Origin of the sequence: Microcoleus sp. S13_B4 (assembly GCF_036700885.1) — a bacterium.
In the GTDB taxonomy this organism is placed as follows: domain Bacteria; phylum Cyanobacteriota; class Cyanobacteriia; order Cyanobacteriales; family Microcoleaceae; genus Microcoleus.
The window spans coordinates 26,120-45,629 of the sequence record NZ_JAUBPU010000048.1; the positions used below are offsets into that span (position 1 = coordinate 26,120).

14 protein-coding genes and 1 pseudogene are annotated in these 19,510 nt (G+C 47.0%); 5 read left to right on the plus strand and 10 right to left on the minus strand.

The features are described from left to right. Positions 1–96 precede the first annotated feature (96 nt). From QT994_RS20735 to QT994_RS20760, 6 genes and pseudogenes are all read right to left on the minus strand, one after another. Positions 97–1,791 (minus strand): nitrate ABC transporter ATP-binding protein, encoded by a 1,695-nt coding sequence (locus QT994_RS20735; RefSeq protein ID WP_333177698.1) that lies wholly within the window; start codon positions 1,789–1,791, stop codon positions 97–99. A gap of 104 nt (positions 1,792–1,895) precedes the next feature. Further along, positions 1,896–3,920: a nitrate ABC transporter ATP-binding protein gene (locus QT994_RS20740; RefSeq protein WP_333177700.1), complete on the minus strand. Its 2,025-nt coding sequence runs from the start codon at positions 3,918–3,920 to the stop codon at positions 1,896–1,898. A gap of 155 nt (positions 3,921–4,075) precedes the next feature. Beyond that, a complete protein-coding gene (gene ntrB / locus QT994_RS20745) occupies positions 4,076–4,945 on the minus strand; it encodes a nitrate ABC transporter permease (protein ID WP_333044777.1) in 870 nt (289 codons plus the stop codon). Positions 4,946–5,094: 149 nt separating this feature from the next. After that, positions 5,095–6,411, minus strand: coding sequence for a CmpA/NrtA family ABC transporter substrate-binding protein (locus tag QT994_RS20750; RefSeq protein ID WP_333177702.1), 1,317 nt, complete (start codon positions 6,409–6,411; stop codon positions 5,095–5,097). Positions 6,412–6,502: 91 nt separating this feature from the next. Further along, entirely contained in the window at positions 6,503–6,829 is a 327-nt protein-coding gene (locus tag QT994_RS20755) for a 2Fe-2S iron-sulfur cluster-binding protein (protein WP_333177722.1), read from the minus strand. Positions 6,830–6,853: 24 nt separating this feature from the next. Next, positions 6,854–8,389, minus strand: a pseudogene (locus QT994_RS20760) (ferredoxin--nitrite reductase); the annotation flags it as partial. Between the two features lie 612 nt (positions 8,390–9,001). Between QT994_RS20760 and QT994_RS20765 the strand changes: the two are divergent. Further along, positions 9,002–9,217: a hypothetical protein gene (locus QT994_RS20765; RefSeq protein ID WP_333044780.1), complete on the plus strand. Its 216-nt coding sequence runs from the start codon at positions 9,002–9,004 to the stop codon at positions 9,215–9,217. 824 nt (positions 9,218–10,041) lie between these two features. Beyond that, on the plus strand, positions 10,042–10,929 hold the full coding sequence (locus tag QT994_RS20770; RefSeq protein WP_333177705.1) for an XDD3 family exosortase-dependent surface protein: 888 nt from the start codon (positions 10,042–10,044) through the stop codon (positions 10,927–10,929). A 96-nt stretch (positions 10,930–11,025) separates the two neighbouring features. Here the strand turns inward: QT994_RS20770 and QT994_RS20775 are convergent, their stop codons facing one another. From QT994_RS20775 to QT994_RS20785, 3 genes are all read right to left on the minus strand, one after another. After that, positions 11,026–13,680, minus strand: a complete 2,655-nt coding sequence (locus QT994_RS20775) for a C39 family peptidase (protein WP_333177706.1) — start codon at positions 13,678–13,680, stop codon at positions 11,026–11,028. Between the two features lie 435 nt (positions 13,681–14,115). Continuing rightward, positions 14,116–14,556 (minus strand): peroxiredoxin, encoded by a 441-nt coding sequence (locus tag QT994_RS20780; protein ID WP_333044785.1) that lies wholly within the window; start codon positions 14,554–14,556, stop codon positions 14,116–14,118. A gap of 345 nt (positions 14,557–14,901) precedes the next feature. After that, positions 14,902–16,407, minus strand: a complete 1,506-nt coding sequence (locus QT994_RS20785; RefSeq protein ID WP_333177709.1) for a catalase — start codon at positions 16,405–16,407, stop codon at positions 14,902–14,904. A gap of 141 nt (positions 16,408–16,548) precedes the next feature. Here QT994_RS20785 and QT994_RS20790 point away from each other — a divergent pair, with 141 nt between their 5' ends. After that, positions 16,549–16,815 carry a hypothetical protein gene (locus tag QT994_RS20790; protein ID WP_333177711.1) on the plus strand — a complete coding sequence of 89 codons (267 nt, stop codon included), beginning with the start codon at positions 16,549–16,551 and terminating at the stop codon, positions 16,813–16,815. A 97-nt stretch (positions 16,816–16,912) separates the two neighbouring features. Continuing rightward, a complete protein-coding gene (locus QT994_RS20795) occupies positions 16,913–17,047 on the plus strand; it encodes a hypothetical protein (RefSeq protein WP_333177713.1) in 135 nt (44 codons plus the stop codon). 54 nt (positions 17,048–17,101) lie between these two features. Here QT994_RS20795 and QT994_RS20800 read toward each other — a convergent pair whose 3' ends face one another. Beyond that, positions 17,102–18,829 (minus strand): tetratricopeptide repeat protein, encoded by a 1,728-nt coding sequence (locus QT994_RS20800; protein ID WP_333177715.1) that lies wholly within the window; start codon positions 18,827–18,829, stop codon positions 17,102–17,104. A 130-nt stretch (positions 18,830–18,959) separates the two neighbouring features. Here QT994_RS20800 and QT994_RS20805 point away from each other — a divergent pair, with 130 nt between their 5' ends. Beyond that, the gene (locus QT994_RS20805) at positions 18,960–19,370 is read left to right on the plus strand and encodes an Npun_F0494 family protein (protein ID WP_333177719.1); all 411 of its coding nucleotides are present in this window, start codon (positions 18,960–18,962) and stop codon (positions 19,368–19,370) included. The last annotated feature ends 140 nt before the right edge of the window (positions 19,371–19,510 follow it).

The following is a 19,510-nucleotide window of genomic DNA, read 5'->3' on the forward strand; positions in this document are numbered from 1 at the left end:
GGAGGAACTTTTGCCGAGTTCAAACAGCGCCCAGGTACTACTTTTGACCTAGTTGTTGATAGCAATGTGAGATTTAGGGCGGGAGGATTATGTCGCCTACTTCCCTGATTTTACTTCAAATACGCCATTGTTGGTGGGGCTAAAAGTTACTTGGAAATCAGCAGTTTTTTCAGCGCCTGCTGTGGCACCTGCAGGAGTTTGCAAAACCGGCAGAGGAGTTTCTTTGACGAAATCTTTAGCTGCTTTATTTGTGGGCTCGAACTGTAGGATATCGCCGTTTTGTTTTACTTTGACCCGATAAGTCAAGCTTTCGGTAAACGTTGGAATTGTTCTCCACTTTTGGTCGATTTGTGCATACAACTTCTGCCCGATCGCATCGAGTTCAGCTTGGTCAGAAATCTCTGATGTGGCACTGGTTGCTGCATTGGGCGCGGCGGCGGTGTTAGTGGCAGCAGGTGAGGCAGCCGTCGCGGCAGCAGCGATGGGTGCAGGACTTGCAGCAGCAGGCGAGGCAGCCGTCGCGGCAGCAGCGATGGGTGCAGGACTTGCAGCAGCAGCGATGGGTGCAGGGCTGGGTGCAGGGCTAGCATTCGGTGCGATCGAACTTGCTGCGATTTGCGGGCTGGGGGGTGAACTCACAACCGTCGCCGCAGTCGTCGCCTGCGGTGCAGTTTCTCCTAGTTTCGCTTGCTTTAGCTGGCTGGAAACACCAGACATATTGACTGCTGCTAAAGTAACCATTGCTACTAACCACGAGGCTGCCAGGATGCCGCCTTTGATCGGCGAGGCTTCAGGAAATTCCGCAGCGTGAGGCATAAAGGACACAGGTGGCATCGGCCTGTCAGCAACCACAGGCTTTTTGCTAGCAGGTAATGGCATCGGTAGCGCGACGGCTTCTGTCTCCGAGTCCGTTGCTTCATCCTCTTCGTGGTGGGCGTACCGAGAAAACAGGAACTCCAAAGCAAAGTTACGCAGTTCGTAGTATTTCGGGTCTTCCATAATCCGCGCCCGGTTGCGGGGACGGCTGAACGGAACGTGCATATCTTCGCCGATGGAAGCTGCTGGTCCGTTGGTCATCATCACGATGCGATCGGCCAAAAACAAAGCCTCATCAATATCGTGAGTAATCATAATGACGGTAATTTTTTCCTTCCGCCAAATTTTCAGCAATTCTTCCTGCAACTCTTCTCGGGTAATCGGGTCTAGAGCTCCGAAAGGTTCGTCCAAAATCAACAGTTTGGGACGAGTTGCCAGAGCTCGGGCGATCGCCACCCGCTGTTTCATCCCCCCGGACAATTGGCCCGGTCTTTTGTTACAAGCTTCGGTCAGCCCGACTAATTCCAAGTGTTCCTTGACGATCGTATTGTGTTCGTCTGCGGACTTTTCCGGGTAAACATTTTCAACGCCGAGGTGAATATTTTCAGTAGCAGTCAGCCACGGTAGCAGCGAGTAGTTTTGAAATACCACCATTCTGTCCGGGCCTGGTTCAGTAATCTGCGAACCTTCCAAAGCCACTTCTCCGTTTGTCGGACCGTTGAATCCCGCGATCATATTCAGCAAAGTTGATTTGCCGCAGCCCGAGTGACCGATCAAACAAATAAATTCGCCTTCATTAATAGTCAGGTTTACACCGTCGAGAACGACGTAAGGGCCTTTAGGAGTTGCGTAGACTTTCGATACGTCTTTAATAGTAAGAAAGTCTTGCTTGGGCGTTTGAATTTTGGTTGTTTGGGGAGTTTTGATAGTTTGCATATTTTCAGGATTTGGATTCTGGGTTTGGGAATTAGACATGACAACTTTGGATTGATAATTTTAAATTACGGAGTTAGGAAGCGGGAAATATGGAGTCTTGTTTCCTGATTTCTTGCTCCTGATTCCCTCTTCCTATTTGCTGGTTAGGCTGGCAGTTTGATCGAACACTGACTGCCTATTTGTTCAATTAAGATTTCTTCGATGCGGACGGCGCGCTTGATTTTGACATTGTGAAGATACTGGATCGGGTCGTCTAGATTAAACACAGTGCCGTCAAATAGCTCGATCGTCCGGCGATCTCTGGCGATATCCGGCAAACCCAATTCGCGCACAGCTTGACCGAAAACATCGGGCCGCAAAACTCGATCGACCACTTCCACCCAGTTTTTCGGGAACGGAATCAGCCCCCAGCGAGCCATCTGCGCCATCACCCACACCATTTCTAGGCGGTCTGGACAATTGGTTTTGTCAACATAGAACTGGTTGAAGTTGTACAGCATTTCTGGTTCTGCCTCCGTACCGGAGTTGTACGGGTCGAGGAACCCCGGACGGATGTCTTTGGGATCGGCGCCGATGTATTGTTCTTGGCTAATCAATGCTAGGACTTCTTCACGGTTGCGGCGATCGTCGCAGTAGTCGCAGGCTTCCAAAAGCGCTTTGACGAGGGCGAGGTGGGTTTGAGGATATTTCTGAGCCCAATCTTCGGTAACACCGAGAACTTTTTCGATGTGCCCGGGCAGAATATCCAGGGAACGGGCCATAACAAAACCCGTACCGCTGTTGACGGCGTGGGAGTTCCAGGGGTCGCCTGAGCAGTAGCCGTCAATGTTGCCTGCTTTTAAATTCGATACCATCTGCGGGGGCGGAATCACGGTCAAGCCCACGTCGAGGTCGGGATCGATGCCACCGGCGGCCAGCCAGTAGCGGAACAGCAGATTGTGCATGGAGGCGGAGTGTACCATGCCCAAGGTGTGGGCTTTATCGGGACTCTTGGCGATCGCAGCTTTGAAATCCTCTAATGTCCGAATGCCTTGTCTGTAAAGATCCTTGCTGAAAACAATGGAATTGCCGTTGCGGGACAGCGTGAGGGCGCTACAGACGGGTACAGGGGCTTCACCGTCCAGGCCCAACAGCATGGCGATCGGCATTCCTGCGACCATTTGCGCCGCGTCCAGCCGTCCTTCGGCGACTCCCTGGGCGATCGCTTTCCAGCCCGGTTCGCGACTGAGAGTAACTTCTTCCAAGCCGTGGGCTTTGAAAAATCCTTTTTCTTTAGCTACCACTAACGGGGCGCAGTCGGTGAGGGGAATAAAGCCGATGTCGAGGTTGATTTTTTCCAAGCCGTTGCGGGCGATGACAGGCGGTTGTTGTTTGGCCCTGCGCTGTTTTACCCGCTTTTGCTGGTTGAGGAAGTAAACCATTTCGTTACGCAGCGCGTAGTAACTCGGATGGTTGACCACTTCCATGCGCTTGCGGGGGCGGGGAATGTTCACTTCGAGGATTTGCCCGATTTGCGCTTCCGGGCCGTTGGTGAGCATCACAATGCGATCGCTCAGCAATAAAGCCTCGTCAACGTCGTGAGTTACCATCACGCTGGTGACTTTGCTTTCCTCGCAAATTTTCATCAACTGTTCTTGCAAACCGCCCCGAGTTAAAGCGTCGAGGGCTCCGAAGGGTTCGTCTAGCAGCAGCAATTTCGGGCGAATCGCCAGGGCGCGGGCGATCGCAACTCTTTGTTTCATCCCGCCAGAAATTTCGCCCGGGCGTTTGTCCGCGGCGTGTCCGAGTCCGACTAATTTAATGTGGTGTTCGATCACCAACTCGCGATCTTCTTTAGAGTTACCGCTGTAAATTTCCTCTACTGCTAGGGCAATATTTTCGCGCACCGTCAGCCAAGGTAGCAGCGAGTAATTTTGAAATACCACCATTCTGTCGGGGCCGGGATCGCGGACTTCGCGTCCTTCTAAAGTAATCCCGCCCTGACTTGCTTTGTCGAGACCGGCAATGATATTTAGCAGCGTAGATTTGCCGCAGCCCGAGTGTCCGATTAAGGTGATGAATTCTCCCTTTTTAATTTTCAGTTCGATATTTTTAAGAGCGATGTATTGCTCTCCATTCGGCAAGTTAAATACGCGGTCAACGTGGTCTACTTCAACAAATACTGACATGGTAATTTTAGGTTAGTTTGTAATTTCTAGATGCTAATTATTAATGGGAAATTGGGCATTGGGCATTGGGTATTGGGCATATATAATTATTCCCGCTTCCTAATAACTAACCACTAATCACCCCTTTCCCATTCCCCATTCCCCATTGCCAAATCCTATTTCTGTTCTTCGGGAACAACTTTGGAAGCGATGAAACCAACGATTCTGTCTAAAATTAAACCGACAATTCCTACATAAAGCACTGCTAGAATCACTGCGCTGAGTCTAGAACTGTTGTAAGCGTCCCAGATGAAGAACCCGATGCCGACGCCGCCGACTAACATTTCCGCAGCTACGATCGCCAGCCAAGACAAACCGATGCCGATTCTCAAGCCAGTGAAGATGTAAGGAACTGAAGAGGGCAGCAGGATTTTCCAGAAGTATTTTTGGTTAGGTAGGCGCAAAACGCGGGCGACGTTTCTGTAGTCTTGAGGTATTTGTTGAACGCCTACTGTGGTATTAATTAAAATCGGCCAAATTGCTGTAATTAAGATGACGAAGAGTGCTGATACTTCGTTAGCTTTTACCCCCATGCCTTCAAAGGGATTGAACTGTTGAAATACTGCCAGGGCGATCGGCAGCCAAGCCAGGGGCGGGATAGTTCTGAATACTTGAAACAGCGGGTCTAAAGCATCGAACATTAAGGAGTTTGTGCCGATCAAAATGCCTAAACTGATGCCGAGAACTGCTGCCAAAGTAAAGCCGATCGCCACCCGCTGCAAGCTAGCCAAAATTTGCCAGAACAAGCCTTTGTCTGTACCGCCGTTGTCGAAGAAAGGATTAATAATCAGATTCCAGCTTTCTTGGACAGCTTTGATTGGCCCCGGCAAGGTGGATGAGGCGTCGTGGCAGAGGATTTGCCATATTATCAGTAGAACTGTGATCGCAACTAGCGGGCGGATGATTTTTCGGCGGTTTTTTTGAACATGATCCAGAACGAAATTTACTGGATTTTTGCTTTTAGTAACAGCGAGGTTTGTTGCCATTTTTGTGTGTGTACTATTGTGAATAATGGATTATTTGTAGATACTTTGAAGGGTTCACCGTGTCTGGGGTGGGTTGAGTTAGAAAACCCAACTCCACTCACTTTTAAAATTTGTCAACTGTCAACAGTAAACTGTCAACTCTTCACTAATTATGCTTTTTTGATTGCCAGACCCTTCAGATATTCTTGTGGTTTTTCTGGGTCAAACTTTACGCCGTCAAAGAAGGTTTCAACACCGCGAGAAGTAGTAGTAGGAATTTGGGCTGCGGGAACGCCAAGTGCTGTCGCTGCTGCTTTCCAAATATCTTCGCGGTTAACTTTATCAACCGTGGCTTTGATGTCGGTAGTTGCCGGCATATAACCCCAACGGATATTTTCAGTTAAGAACCAAGTATCATGGCTCTTGTAGGGATAAGAAGCATTATCAGCCCAGAATTTCATCGCCACTGGGCTGGCAGCTTCAATGCGGCCGGTACCGTAGTCAATTTGACCCTTAGAGCGACCGATAATATCTGCTACTGGAACTTTTAACCACTTATCTTGAGAGATGATTTGACACATCTCATCGTGATTTTCTGCCTTGTCGCACCACTGCTGGGCTTCCAGTATGGCCATTGTTATTGCTTTAGCAGCTTTAGGATTTTTTGCAACCCAATCTCCTCTTAAAGCGAAAGCTTTTTCTGGGTGGTCTTTCCAAAGTTCTCCGGTTACTAAGGCGGTGTATCCTACCTTTTGAGTAACTAGCTGAGCATTCCAAGGTTCGCCTACGCAAAAGGCTTCCATGCTGCCAGATTTCATGTTCGCTACCATTTGGGGCGGCGGTATGGGAATCACGGAAACATCTGTATCTGGATTAATACCGCCGGCTGCTAGCCAGTAGCGCATCCACAAGTCGTGGGTGCCGCCGGGAAAAGTTATAGCAATTTTTTGATTGGCGAGGGCTTCTTTGAGAGGTTTGCTGTCAGTACCTACTTTTAAATCTAGGTATTTTTTGCTGAGGGAAATTGCTTGACCGTTAGTATTTAACCGGGCAACAATGTTCATCGGCACTGGCTGATTGCCTTTGGTAATAGTGCCTAATGTCATTTGGTAAGGCATCGGGGATAAGATGTGGGCGCCGTCAATACCGCCTTTTTCCGAACCGAGTTCTAAGTTGTCGCGAGTAACTGGCCAAGATGCTTGTTTGGTAACTTGTACGTCTTTCATGCCGTACTTGGCAAATAACCCTTTTTCTTGGGCGATGATTAAGGGTGCTGAGTCGGTGAGGGCGATGAATCCGAGTTTGGCTGCGGTAACTTCTGGGGCGTCAGCAGGGTTGATGTTGACTGCTGGGGTGGCGCTGGGTGTGGCACCGCTGGGAGTTGCGCTAGATGTGGTCGAACCGGAACTGCAACCGTGGGCTAGGAGGGTGCCGGCTGCTGTTGCTCCGGCGGTGATGATGAATTTTCTTCTAGAAAGGTTGCTCATTTGTCTTGAATTGTTGTTGTACTTTGAGATCTTGGAAATGTGAGATGTGAGATTGATTCGCGACCTTGGCATCGTATCTCACATTGTGAGATTAGGCGTCGATCGACACTTTGCCGATCGCCCGCGCGCTGCAAGTTAAAATGAACCCTGGTTCTAAGTCTCGGGCCGCGTCGGGTTGGCTGTCGTAGACTGTTTGGCCTTCTAGGAGTTTCTGCTGGCAAGTGCCACAGCTTCCCGACCGGCAATTGCTGTCAAGTTCGACTCCGGCCCGTTCGGCAACATCGAGAATGAACTCATCTTCGCTGCAAGCGACTTCTTTGCCCGATCGAGCGAAAATGACGGTAGATGTCTGAGGTTTGGCTGCCGCCGGGACTGCCGTTTCGTCCCTGTCAACGGTCAGTTGCAGTTGCCGGTTCAGCGAAACTACATCTTCTTGAGATTGATTGGGAACAGCCCCGAAGTTATCGACTAACAGTTGGCGCAGCACTGGTTTGAGGTCTTCGCAAGGGATGCTTTTTTGGACGCAAGTACCCAAATGAGCGTCTTTGCCGACTGTGCCTCCCATGTAAATGTCTACACCTTCGAGGGTTTTGCCGTTCTTGCGAACTTTTGTTCCCATCAAACCGATGTCTGCTACCTGGGGTTGACCGCAGGAATTGGGGCAACCCGTCCAGTGAATTCTGACCGGTTTGGGAACTGACAGTTCGGCTTCGAGTTCCTCAATCATTGCCACGGATCGGCTTTTGGTTTCGATGAGGGCGAAGTTGCAAAACTTAGCGCCGGTGCAGGAAACCAAGGCTCGCGTCAGCGGTGCGGGGTCGATGGAAAAACGCTGCAACAGCGGTTCTTTGACCAGCGATTCAATCCGCGAATCGGGAACGTTAGGAATAATCACGTTTTCTTCGACAGTGAGCCTGATCTCGCCGCTGCCGTAAACCTCGGCGATTCTGGCAAAATCGAATAAATCCGATGCCTGCAGCCGTCCGACGGGAACGTGCAGCCCTACATAGTTGAGCCCTGATTGTTTTTGGGGGTAGATGCCGATGTGGTCGCGTTTGTCCCAGGTGATTTCATCTTTGGGCGCGGCGGCGGGCAAAGTGCGACCTAATTCTTGTTCGACTGCGGCTCGGAATTGTTCGATTCCGAGTTCGTCAATCAGCCACATCAGCCGGGATTTTTGGCGGTTTGCTCTCGGGCCTTGATCGCGAAACACAGTTAAAATTGCTTTGCACAAATCTACAACATCGGTGGGACTTGCCCATGCGTTGAGAGGAATTGCAGCTTCGCAGCGTTTGGCGGAGAAGAAGCCGCCGACTAAAACGTTAAAGCCGATGTTGCCGTCTTTGTAAGCGGGTACGAAGGCGATGTCGTTGATTTCTGCGTGGACTGAGTTGTCGCGACAGCCTGCGATCGCAATATTAAACTTTCGTGGCAAATTTGAAAACGCGGGGTTGCCTTCGCCGCTGTTCGTAATCAAATCTTGGACTTGGTTCGCCAGTTCCCGCGTATCTATCAGTTCGTCGGCGTCGAGCCCTGCGACTGGGGAACCCGTGATGTTACGCACGTTGTCCATACCAGACTGGATGCTGGTCATGCCCGCTTCTTTGAGGCGGCGGAAGATGTCGGGCAAGTCTTCGATGCGAATTCCCCGCAATTGCAGGTTTTGTCTGGTGGTGATGTCGGCGCTGCCATCGTCCCCGTAGCGCTGTACAATTTCTCCTAGCGTTCTGGTTTGATTGCTAGTGATGATGCCATTGGGCAAGCGCAGCCGCATCATGAATTTGCCGGGAGTGACTGGCCGAAAGAAGATGCCGAGCCATTTGAGGCGGTGCTCGCGATCGGTTTCGTCCATTGCTTCCCAGCCGATCGCGGCGAAGTGGTCGAGTTCGGCTTTTAATGCTAAGCCATCTTTTTCGGCTTTGAGTTTTTCAAACTTATTCAGGCTCGCTTGGGCTTTGGGTTCTACTGTTTGGGTCATCGGTTTACCCTCGCTGCTGGCTGGTGTGGGGAGGTATTGACTTGGAGCATAAAGTGTGTGTTTCCTGCTAACCTTAGTGACTGTATGGATTTAAAACTGTATATTTAGTTACTAGATGGAATTTCTTTTAAGCATGGTTGGTCTTCTGTAAACTTGAGCTTGACAGGGCGCTGGCTCGAACGTCGCCAAACTATTTATAGTTATAGTTGCTACCGATGATTCGGTCGATCGCTACGTTTCGATGCACCTTGGTTATGAGCTAATGTAAAGCCCACGATTGTAAATATTCGTAGCTATTTTTACAAAATATTGAGTTTTATGAATATTTCGCATAGACCTGATGCGTTTTATACATGGGTAATGGGTAAAGACACCCCCAAAACCGAAAAATCTCTCTAAATCTTTAGATTTAGGACGCAAGAGGGGGAAATTGGAATATCTAAGATTAATGTTGTGAGTGCGATCGCAGACTTAAAACGAGATCGTCACAACATTAGAGCGGTCGCTGTCACACAATTTGCCTCAAAACATCACGTTATGTGCTATGCCAGCGTCACTATTAATTTTCGGAGAACGAGAGATGATACGAGTATCGAATTCAGGGAACGTGTCATGCTTTTAGTTCAACTTATCCCCGGCGCTATTTCCGAAATGCTTGCCTCTGTTACCGATACGGGCAGTTTAACTTTAGCCGATCGCTACGGTTTGATGGCCGCTGTTTTGGACGACTCTCTCGACGAGGAACAGAGACATTCGATCAACCGCCTGCTGCGTTCTGTGATCAAGGGAAGAGTCAAGATAGTCAACGAACTGTCGGCGACATATTAACAGCATTTAAAAATTTGATTGATTTATGCAGCGCATAAGAGTGCAGAAACCACCGCGCGAGTTAGAAGGAACCCACGATGCCTGCTGCGGATGTAGGGCAGGAAGTTTCTTGGGTGTTCTAAAAACGTGCGATCGTTCTTGCCGTATGATTTTTTTTGATTCTCCAATTCTCGCTTTGGCCGACACTTACAGAAAAAGTGGTGATTCACAGTTTTGACGCTCAATTAAGAGCCTGTTGGGTTGAACGCTTAGGGTAAAATTAGTAAAATTGTTGTGCGCGATCGGCATTTGAAAAGTTTGAGGAATGAAGTCATCCCAACCAACATAGTTATAATTATTGAACAGGGCTGGGGATGAAATACAATTTATGAAAATTATTAATCAAACAATCGAATTATTAATAGAATTAGGCCTCGGCATCTACCACATCACGCCCCCTCTTGTCAAAATTAATTGGTAATTAATAAAAAATCAATTAAGTCGCTCTGCATGAAAAAACCATAAGCTCTTGTAGAGGCGGCTACCGCCTATATCTGGACTAGGAGCCAGTTTATTGGTGTTCTAAACCCCCCAAACCCAGTAGTCGGTTTATTTGCAGCTACAGGGCTTATGCAGCCCCACTATAATAGTGTGCCTGCGTAAGTCTTTTATTTAGGTACTGGCATGAGTTGGTTATTTTAACCAATCTAGTTGATAGGATGTAGCCAGACCAAATCTGTAGCAAAAATTTAAGAAATTCGGCCCGAAGGTATGATTTACTAAAAATTAAAAATAGTCGAGCGAGCAGACTTAACAATTTAACAATGATTCCCAGGGAGCATTTTATGAAATCCATTGCTAAAAACAGCATCCACTGGACTTACTCAGTGGCTATTTTCTGTGCCCTTTTCGCAATACAGCAACAAAAAGCTACAGCAGCCACGCTATCTAACGGCTGGAATTATGCGATCGATTCCTTCAACGACGGCGTGACAGGGCCCCAAATCGGCGGCGGGGAATTTGAATTTTACGGCATCGCCATCAAAGAAACATCAGATACAGCTTTCATCGCCATCAACTCCAATCTAAGTTTAGCAGGATCTGCCGACCCACTAGCTCAAAGAGGCAACATCAACTACGGCGATTTATTCTTCAATTTTTCCGGTCAAAACTTCAATACAGCTAACGCAAACGGCAACTTGTTTGGTATCCGCTTTGCCGCCGGAAATGACTCCGGCGTGGCTACAACAGGCGTTTACAGGGATGTTACCGCGAAAAATGTCACCCAAACTAACTCTGGGTTTAGCAATTTAAACCAATTCAATACGGTAGTTGCATCTCAAGGTGGAACCCCATCAATGGGCGATTTAGCTGCCATAGACCCCTATTTTCAACAAACAGGAAACTCCACTATTCTCAACTCAATAGCTACGGGTACAAAAGTAGGAGAAATAAATTTTTTAACGCCAGCAACTTTGAACGCTCTAGGTCTTAATTTCACTCAATTTAATGCAGTAGGTTCTCAAACAATTGGATTCAGTTTCAATAAATCCTCAATGCCTTCGGCGAACTATATTGCTAACTTTTTTGCCGAGTGCGCTAACGATGCGATCGCTATTCAAGGATCTTTTGAGGCTGTACCCGAACCTTCTACGTGTTTTGGTACTTTACTAGGATTAAGCTTTTTAGGTATTGGCGCAGCAAAACGCAAAATTAAGCGCAAGATTTCCTAAGTTAGGTAGGGTGTGCATTAAGTACCTTACGAATAGCTGTTATGCACACCTGACGAATAGGCGTAGTGCCTCACAAATTGCCAACATTAGAGTAGACTATCGAGAGATAAAATGGGCCCAAACATTCCCATCTGGTCCAGCAACTTGATTGACGTAACTGTAGGGATACATCAACTTTCTCCCCTCAGTATCGCTGTAACCGGTGAGTGCATCTCCCCAAGGATCTTGCACTATATAACCCTGAGAATTGTAGCCAATTAAAGTGATAATGTGACCAGCAGCAGTAAAATCTCCCGCTAAAACTACTGGCCGTCGGTTCAGCAATTCCGATCGCACTTCTGCCCACGTGCGAGTCGTACTAAAACTCGTCTTAAACCCGTAGGCCTCAATCAGTGCCGAAAGCACGTTGTGATCGGTTTGAGAACCCTGACCGGCATAATCGAAACACCACTGCAACAACTCATCCTCCAACTGTCCGCCCCCCTCAGAACGAAGGCCGTAATAATAAAGCACCATTGCGATCGCAGTTACGTTGCAAGTAGACCAATCAAAACGCGGATTGTCCCGCTGCGAAAAATACGGCACGTTCAATTCCACATTGTTCGGAACCGGATCGAAAATTTTATTTCCCCGCTTGAACTGAACAAAACTAGAAAAAACATAACCTGTATTGCCAAAATTCGGCAGTTCTTCAGTCAAAGAAACTTTCAGGTGAGATGCTTCCGCACCGTAGCTGTTCACGCCGTAAACTCGACCTAAAGGCAGCGTAGTTTTCTCGGTACTGCTCAGGCTAGCAGCATCTACCGGCCGTTTTTTAAACACAGTTGCTTGCAGGATTGTCATCGTCAAAGCATCGGGGTCAAAGGGAACTTCTTTGCCGTCTTTTTTAATTTTAACGTCCTGCCAATAAATAAACCCGATATTGCCGAAACCGGGAATAGGTTCGGCAAGAGTTACTCGGAAATGCCCCAAAATGCAGGCATAGCCAGTGATGGCATAGGTGGTGCCTAAAAGTAGGTTAGCAATTTGATCGGCAGGCAGTTTCGATGAATCTTCGGGTTGAGCTTTAATCTGAGTTGTTTGAGTTACCAAAAGTTGAGCACTGACGTTGCTATTCGGTACGTCGGCAAGGTCAAATTTCAGAATTTTCGTACCTTTGGCCAACTGAACATCGGGTTCGTAAAAATAGCCAAAAGTGCCGATCGGGGAAATAGCTAAATCCAGAACCACCTTGAGATGCCCGTCAATAAATCCGTACTTGCTAACAGTGAAAGTCTGACCTGCTTTGACAAGAATTTTTTGCTGATTGTTGAGTCGAGAAGAATCAAACGCCGCTACCTTAAACAAAGTGTCAGAAAGTATCTTTAAGGTCAAACCTTGTCCGACAGTCAGCGGATCGGAACTGACGGCAATGTAAATTATTTGGCTACCAGTAACGTTGCCTTTGCTGTCAGTTGCCCGCAACCTTAGCCACCGAGCTCCCGCTATGCTAAATCCTTTAGACAAATTAACTTGCCAAGTGCTGGCTTCTTGGTTTAGCGTGACGCTTAGGGGAAATGTATCCTCAGCTATCACCTCAATTTTTGCTGCTTGTTGCCGGTCAAAAGTACCCCGAAGGACGATCGGCTGATTTACTAAAACTTCTGACGGCCCTTGATAACTTAAATTCACAGCGGGATTAAAAGATTTGCCACCGCGGCTGAATTGCACAAAATCGGGATAAATGAAACCCGTATTGCCAAATTGCGGCAAATTCTCAGTCAGCGAGACTTTTATGTGGCTTTGTTCGATCGAGAATCCCGCAATCCCGTAAATCATTCCCGCCGGCAAGGTAATTTTTTCTTGGGGTGGCAGGCTAGCCGCATTTACCGGCCGCTTTTTAAACACAGTTGTTTTGATGATTGTCATCGTAACTGCATTTCTATCATACTCAATTCCCCTGCCGTCTCGCAAAATTTGGACGTGCTGCCAGTACAGAAATCCTGAAGTTCCTAAGTTAGGAACTGCCCGAGCAAAAGCGACTCGGAAATGGTTTTCCACGCAAGCGTAGCCGAGAATATTGAAAGTTTCTCCTGGGTTAAATTGTAATTTCTGAGTTGATCCTAAAGTAGCAGAATCTGTGGGGTTGAGCTTTAACCAGGTCTTTTTTATCACCCACAGTAACTGCATTCCAGGCGGCGGGGCGGGCAACTCGGCGCGATCGAATATGAGGATTTTTGGGCCTTTGGTTATAAGTACGTGTTTTTCGTAGAAAAAGCCGGACTTTCCCACCGGATTAATTGGATTATTTAGTTGAACATTCAGGTGTCCGTCTTCTAACTGATAGTCGCTAATTTGATAAGTTTTACCTGCTGGTATTTCTGCTTTTTGCAGGTTGTTGAGATTGCTCGCTGGCAGTGTTCCGGCTTTGAATGCGGTATCTCTGAGAGTAATTAAGGTGAAAAATTGAGCGGGTGACTGAGAAGCAGGATTAACTTTGATGTTAATTGTTTGTTGGCCGATAACTTTGCCGGTCTTATCAGTTGCCCTCACCTGCACTGTACGAGTTCCTGCGCTATCGAATCCTTTTTCTAAACTGATGTTCCAAATGCCTCTAGAGAGATTTATCCCCACATTTAGGGCATTTGAGCCTTCTGCTGCTGAAATCGCTACCACTAGATTTTTGTCAAAACTGCCAACTAAGACAGCGGCTCTATTGACCTCAATTTCTTGTGGGCCTAAGTAACTCAAAATAAGGTTGCTGTTTGTCATTATATATCCCCCTATCTACTTAATTATTCAGCTAAAGCAAGGATAACTTCTCATTTTCTCAAACACAATGACCTGAACCAGGAAAAAATCGCCCCTAGATTCAGCCTACGGGCGGTTAATGCCTTTTACAGCATAAGTTTTTAATTATTGGCGGGAGTTGCGCCACAAATCTAACTTTAGACGTACCATAAGCACCTTAACCGAATATATGCCTGGTTGAGGGGATTTGGGGTGCAAGATTTTGAGGGAAAGAATTTAGTTCGAGTAGGTTGCTTCCTCCTGTACCCTTGACCCCTCACTTCCTGAGTCAGGACTTACGAAAAAAACCCGGTTCCTAGGAGAATATTGCTTATAGCAACGAGCAATCTAGGAAGAAACCGGGTTTTTAGCCGTTTGGTGCGTGCAGGAGTGTTAGTGCGATCGACTAAATTTCGACTAAACTATGGTGACAAGAATATCTTGAGCGTGAGAGTCAACTTTCAGATTTTCTCCTTCATAAACTTGAATGATTTTACCGGTACCGTCGATGACGAAGGTGACGCGCTTGGCATAATCGCCTTTCTCGACATCGTAAGCTTTAGTAATCGTGCCATCAACATCTGCTAATAGCTGAAAAGGCAAACCGTATTTTTCTGTGAACTTTTGGTGCGATTCTTCGTTGTCTCGGCTGACACCGAGAACTACTAAATCTTTGCCCTTGTATTCTTCATAAGCTGCTTTGAAGCTTTGGGCTTGTCTGGTGCAGCCAGGGGTGTCATCTTTGGGGTAGAAATACAAGATTACGGTTTTACCGGCGAATTCGGAGAGCGAGACGGTTTTGCCGTTGGTGTCTTTGGCGGTAAATTGAGGAGCGGCACAGCCAATTGGTAATGTCATAGTTTGGTTTCTCTTGCTTGGTTTTTATTGCAGTTCCTTAAGTTATTTTACTTGGTTCTGTGCCTTTTCAAGAGACAATTCCTAAAAATCGCGATCGCCCCTAATATCAATTCCGGTTGCACCGGAATATAAAAGAGACGGTACGTACCCATTAGTGTCAACTTAACGTCAAACGTAGTACCAGTATGTTGTTTGACGACTATGGCTCGATCCCCCCTAGCCCCCCTTAATAAGGGGGGGACAAGAGTCTTTTCAAAGTCCCCCTTCTTAAGGGGGATTTAGGGGGATCGAGCAGTCAGCTAAAAGCGAGAGTTATCGCAGATGTCTATTGAATGTTCGTAGGTTCTACATACCAACCGGTTGAGCTGCAGCGGGCATCATAGACGGATCGATCGCAATTCCTAAACCTTCTGCGACTTGGCGGCCGTAATTCGGATCGGCGCGGAAAAAATGGCAGAGTTGGCGCATCTGAATCTCCGGTTTTGCTGCACTCAAACTTTCCACAATGTTAGCGATAAGCCGCTGCTGTGCGTCGGGTTTCATCAAGCGATAGAGGTCTCCTGCTTGGGTGTAATCGTCATTTCCCTTACGGTGATCGTAGCGCTCGACTTTGACATTTCCTAAGTCCCAAGCTGGGTCAGCATAGACACAGTTTTGCTTCGGCGCATCCTCGTGGCTGTTGGGTTCGTAGTTGGGCCCGCTACCACCGTTGTTACCCGGTGCCATTGCGCCATCCCGTTGATAGTGCATCACCGGACACTTTGGTTGATTGACGGGCAATTGCTGATAGTTTGCACCGAGACGGTAGCGTTGAGCATCTGGATAAGACATGATGCGAGATTGCAGCACTTTGTCTGGAGAGAAGCTAATACCTGGAACGACATTAGAAGGAGAAAATGCCGCCTGTTCTACCTCAGCAAAAAAGTTTTGTGGATTGCGATTGAGTTCAAGAATTCCCACGTCAATTAACGGAAACTCTGAGTGTTTCCACACTTTCGTCAAGTCAAAGGGGTTTTCGCGATACTCTGCGGCTTGGGCCTCGGTCATTACTTGAATGCAAAACCGCCACTTGGGATAATTACCTTGGTCGATCGACTCAAACAAGTCGCGAGTCGCATGATCGGGGTCTTCGCCTTTTATCTGCGTCGCTTCTTCGGCGGTGAAATTATCAATACCTTGCATGGTTTTGAAGTGGAATTTGCACCAAACCCGTTCTCCTTGAGCATTGATTAGGCTGAAGGTATGGCTGCCAAAACCGTCCATCTGGCGGTGGTTTTTCGGCGTACCGCGATCGGAAAACAGAATTGTCACCTGATGCAAAGCTTCTGGACTCAGCGACCAGAAATCCCACTTGGCGTCAGCATCTTTGAGATGCGTTTGGGGATGGCGCTTTTGGGTGTGGATTAAATCAGGGAATTTGAGGGGATCGCGGATGAAGAAAACAGGGGTGTTATTGCCTACTAAATCCCAGTTGCCTTCTTCGGTGTAGAACTTGATCGAAAAACCTCTGGGGTCACGTTCGGCATCCGCTGAACCTTGTTCGCCGCCTACGGTAGAGAAGCGGAGAAGAACCTGAGTTTCTTTGCCAACTTCTGAGAATATATGAGCTTTGGTGTAGCGAGTAATGTCATGGGTGACGGTGAACGTGCCAAATGCAGCGGCTCCTTTTGCATGGACAACGCGCTCAGGAATGCGTTCCCGGTTGAAGTGAGCAAGTTTTTCCATCAGGTGAAAATCCTGCATGAGGATAGGCCCGCGTTCACCTGCTGTCAAGGAATTCTGGTTATCTGCAACTGGAATTCCGCTAGCGGTTGTCAATGTTTTGTCTTCTGTCATAGTGGGTAAATCCATTGCTGCATCCTAAGTATTCTATACCTTTTTGGGGCCCCGGTGTTTCTGCGGTGGTAATTCTCCGATCGGCGACTGTGTGTTAAATTATTAGTGTGTTTTCCAAATTGGCTGAGTCCATTAAAACTAATTTCTCAATAAAATATGATTGATTTATACACTGTAATTTTCAAAAAAAGTGCTGATGATTGGGTTTATTTGTGTTTAGAAAATGGCTGGGTGGGACAAGGGAATACTCCCGAACAATCTATTGATAAACTAAAACAAGCTATTGAGTCCTTTTCCGAAGTTTATGAATCAAAGTCTGATGTTTATCTCAGCCCTCTTTCTATTAATGAATTACACGAGTTTCTGACTTTAGAAGATACCGACGCCTCAGATACTTATGAGTTAAGGAAAGTTTATGCCTAAAAAACTTCCATCTTTAAAACCTAAAGCATTAATTAAAATTTAAGAAGAAAACAGATGTCATTTTTACCGAGAAGAGAAAAGGTATCATCGTTTGTATATGCGTGAAATTGAAGGCAGAAAAAGCATTGTTCCGATTGATATCGGTGCAGGGAAAATGTCACCCACTTATGTGTTGCGGATTTTCAGGCAATTTGGGTTTACCGATCCAGAAAATGAGGGGATGATTAGTTAAGTCTGCCTTTATTAGTCAGCGATTGAGTTAGCGATTTTACTGGACAGCAGTTGCCTAATCAATACCCCAATCTTTCAGTTGTGTTGTAAGTGATTGGATCGGAAAAGCAAGAGCAGTATTAGTAGCAGGTCGTCGAATCGGCTCTTGATTCTGGGATCGAGTAATGCTAATGGTATAACGACTTCCCTCCCCAATGGCAACAACGCGATTTTGCCGATCTAATACGGGACTGCCAGCATTAACTATAAGTGAAATTGCAGATATTTGTAACTCTCGCTCGCTCTTGTTGAGGACTTTTCCTGTTGCAACTGTCCAATCATCATTGGTGTCGTCAGAATATCCAATAATCTGGGTAAGTGAGTTGAGGGGAACAGAGGCTGAGGATCTGGCTAAAGGCTTAATATCCTTGGGAATGTTCGTGACTTCAAGTAAAGCTAAATCTAGCTTGTCAGAGGCAGCAGTATTTTTAGCAATCTTAGCGGGTTTCCGCTTGCGGAATTCGCCAGAGGTCGGTTTACTATAAAATTCAACTTCGATTTCAGGAGCACTCTGGAGCTTAGTTGGGTCAGTCGTTTTCACAAAGCGCTTGGTCACAATCCAAGCTTTGTTTCCTTTCCGTTTTACTACCCAGCCAGTAACCGACTGTAACTCTGGAGAATTTTTAATAATAACTCGGACAACAGAGCGCTTTAATGAAACTAAAGGTTCATCTTTTAAACTGGGCAATCGCTCAGGAATTTCGGAAAATTGCGGATTTTTCCGCATAGCTAAGAGCCGCTTGGTTTCTTTTATTAATAAATTAACCCTAATATTTTGGAGGGATGCACTTATCCTCTCGGTGAAATGGTTGTCCGCTTGGGTCTTTTTGAGGTTGAGTTGAATAGCTTGGCGGTAAGCTGCGATCGCCTCGTCTAATCTTCCCTGTTCCTGTAAAATCCAACCTAAATTTATGTAAGCTTCGGCATCGTTTGGATCTATTTGGATGGCTTGGCGGTAAGCTGCGATCGCTTCCTGTGGTTGGCCTTGGTTGAATAGCGCATTACCCAGATTGTTATAAGCTTCGGTATAGTTTGGATCTATGTGGATGGCTTGGCGGAAAGCTGCGATCGCTGCATCGAGTTTGCCTTGGAATGACAGTGCATCCCCCAAATTTTTGTAAGCTTCGGCATCATTTGGATCTATTTGGATGGCTTGGCGATAAGCTGCGATAGCTCGCTCGAATTCGGATTGACCGTAGAATTTACGACCGAGTTTGTTGTAAGCCCAAGCCCACTGAGGGTTAACTTTGAGTGCTTGGCGGTAAGTTGCGATCTCTTCATCTGATTTGCCTTCAATAAACAGCAGATTACCCAAATCTTTGTAAGCTTCGGCATAATTGGGATTTATTTGAATCGCTTGGCGGTAAGCTGCGATCGCTTCCTTTGGTTTCCTTTGGAAGAAGAGCGCATTACCCAGATTTTTATAAGCGTTGGCATAGCTTGGATCTATTTGGATGGCTTGGCGGTAAGCTGCGATCGCTTCATCGAATTTCCACTTGTAAAATAGCGCATTGCCGAGTTTGTTGTAAGCCCAAGCCAACTGAGGGTCAACTTTGATGGCTTGGCGGTAAGCTGCGATCTCTTCATCTTCTGCATTTTGACCACTCTGCACAATCCCTTGAACAATATAAGCAAAGGACGTGAGACGATTGGTAAACCACGGCAGTGTCGCCGCCACATATAACAATAAGAAAACAGAGGTTAACTTGGGCAATAATTTTTTAGGCACTTTTCGTAAAGGCATAATCTTTCTTTATTTCTAAGTTCGATAAGCCTAGTCTACTTCCTCTGAACTTGGTATGCTTTTCACAACTCCACTTTGACTCTAAATCTGTAACAATTAAAAACACAATACCTACTCAAAAGTTCTCTCAATGACTTTTATCCCATCCGAAGCGTTTAAATCTATTAGTTATCCCAGCCGCACCGTAAAAAGAGCCGATCGCGCGGTCCGGTGCAGCCCATTTCAATTACACTTCTTCCAGACCATCCGCGATAGCAGTGTTTTCCTAAGTGCGATCGCCTCAAACGCGGGTGTCGAAAGCGGCTACACCCGATCGCCCGTATCCGAACTCGTAGCCGAAAACTCCCTACTCTGGCTGATCCAAGTCGGCGTGTTGCGGCGGGAAGTAGACGGACAAGGGATTACCGACAGTTTTCGCCTCACGCCCCTGGGCCGCCAACTCGTGGAAAAATGGGAACAGGAAGGACAGGGAGTGCCGGCCGCGTCATTGTGCGATCGTATGGGAAATGCGGTTAGCCGCGGATTGGGACTGTTTCTTTAAGCGTTTATTGCTTGTCCCAGTCCGACAGTCCGACAGGGAATGAATTCCCTGTCTCATAGCGAAAGTCGGTTAAAACTGAGATCTTGCACCATTCTCAATTAGCCATACTGCCAACCACTAACAGTGATGTCAAAACCCTG

What these genes read in the sequence shown, in the direction of transcription:
- QT994_RS20735 (WP_333177698.1), bottom strand. Translation starts at nt 1,791, where the DNA reads ATGTCTAATTCCCAAACCCAGAATCCAAATCCTGAAAATATGCAAACT.
- QT994_RS20740 (WP_333177700.1), bottom strand. Translation starts at nt 3,920, where the DNA reads ATGTCAGTATTTGTTGAAGTAGACCACGTTGACCGCGTATTTAACTTG.
- ntrB (WP_333044777.1), bottom strand. Translation starts at nt 4,945, where the DNA reads ATGGCAACAAACCTCGCTGTTACTAAAAGCAAAAATCCAGTAAATTTC.
- QT994_RS20750 (WP_333177702.1), bottom strand. Translation starts at nt 6,411, where the DNA reads ATGAGCAACCTTTCTAGAAGAAAATTCATCATCACCGCCGGAGCAACA.
- QT994_RS20765 (WP_333044780.1), top strand. Translation starts at nt 9,002, where the DNA reads ATGCTTTTAGTTCAACTTATCCCCGGCGCTATTTCCGAAATGCTTGCC.
- QT994_RS20770 (WP_333177705.1), top strand. Translation starts at nt 10,042, where the DNA reads ATGAAATCCATTGCTAAAAACAGCATCCACTGGACTTACTCAGTGGCT.
- QT994_RS20775 (WP_333177706.1), bottom strand. Translation starts at nt 13,680, where the DNA reads ATGACAAACAGCAACCTTATTTTGAGTTACTTAGGCCCACAAGAAATT.
- QT994_RS20780 (WP_333044785.1), bottom strand. Translation starts at nt 14,556, where the DNA reads ATGACATTACCAATTGGCTGTGCCGCTCCTCAATTTACCGCCAAAGAC.
- QT994_RS20785 (WP_333177709.1), bottom strand. Translation starts at nt 16,407, where the DNA reads ATGGATTTACCCACTATGACAGAAGACAAAACATTGACAACCGCTAGC.
- QT994_RS20790 (WP_333177711.1), top strand. Translation starts at nt 16,549, where the DNA reads ATGATTGATTTATACACTGTAATTTTCAAAAAAAGTGCTGATGATTGG.
- QT994_RS20795 (WP_333177713.1), top strand. Translation starts at nt 16,913, where the DNA reads ATGCGTGAAATTGAAGGCAGAAAAAGCATTGTTCCGATTGATATCGGT.
- QT994_RS20800 (WP_333177715.1), bottom strand. Translation starts at nt 18,829, where the DNA reads ATGCCTTTACGAAAAGTGCCTAAAAAATTATTGCCCAAGTTAACCTCT.
- QT994_RS20805 (WP_333177719.1), top strand. Translation starts at nt 18,960, where the DNA reads ATGACTTTTATCCCATCCGAAGCGTTTAAATCTATTAGTTATCCCAGC.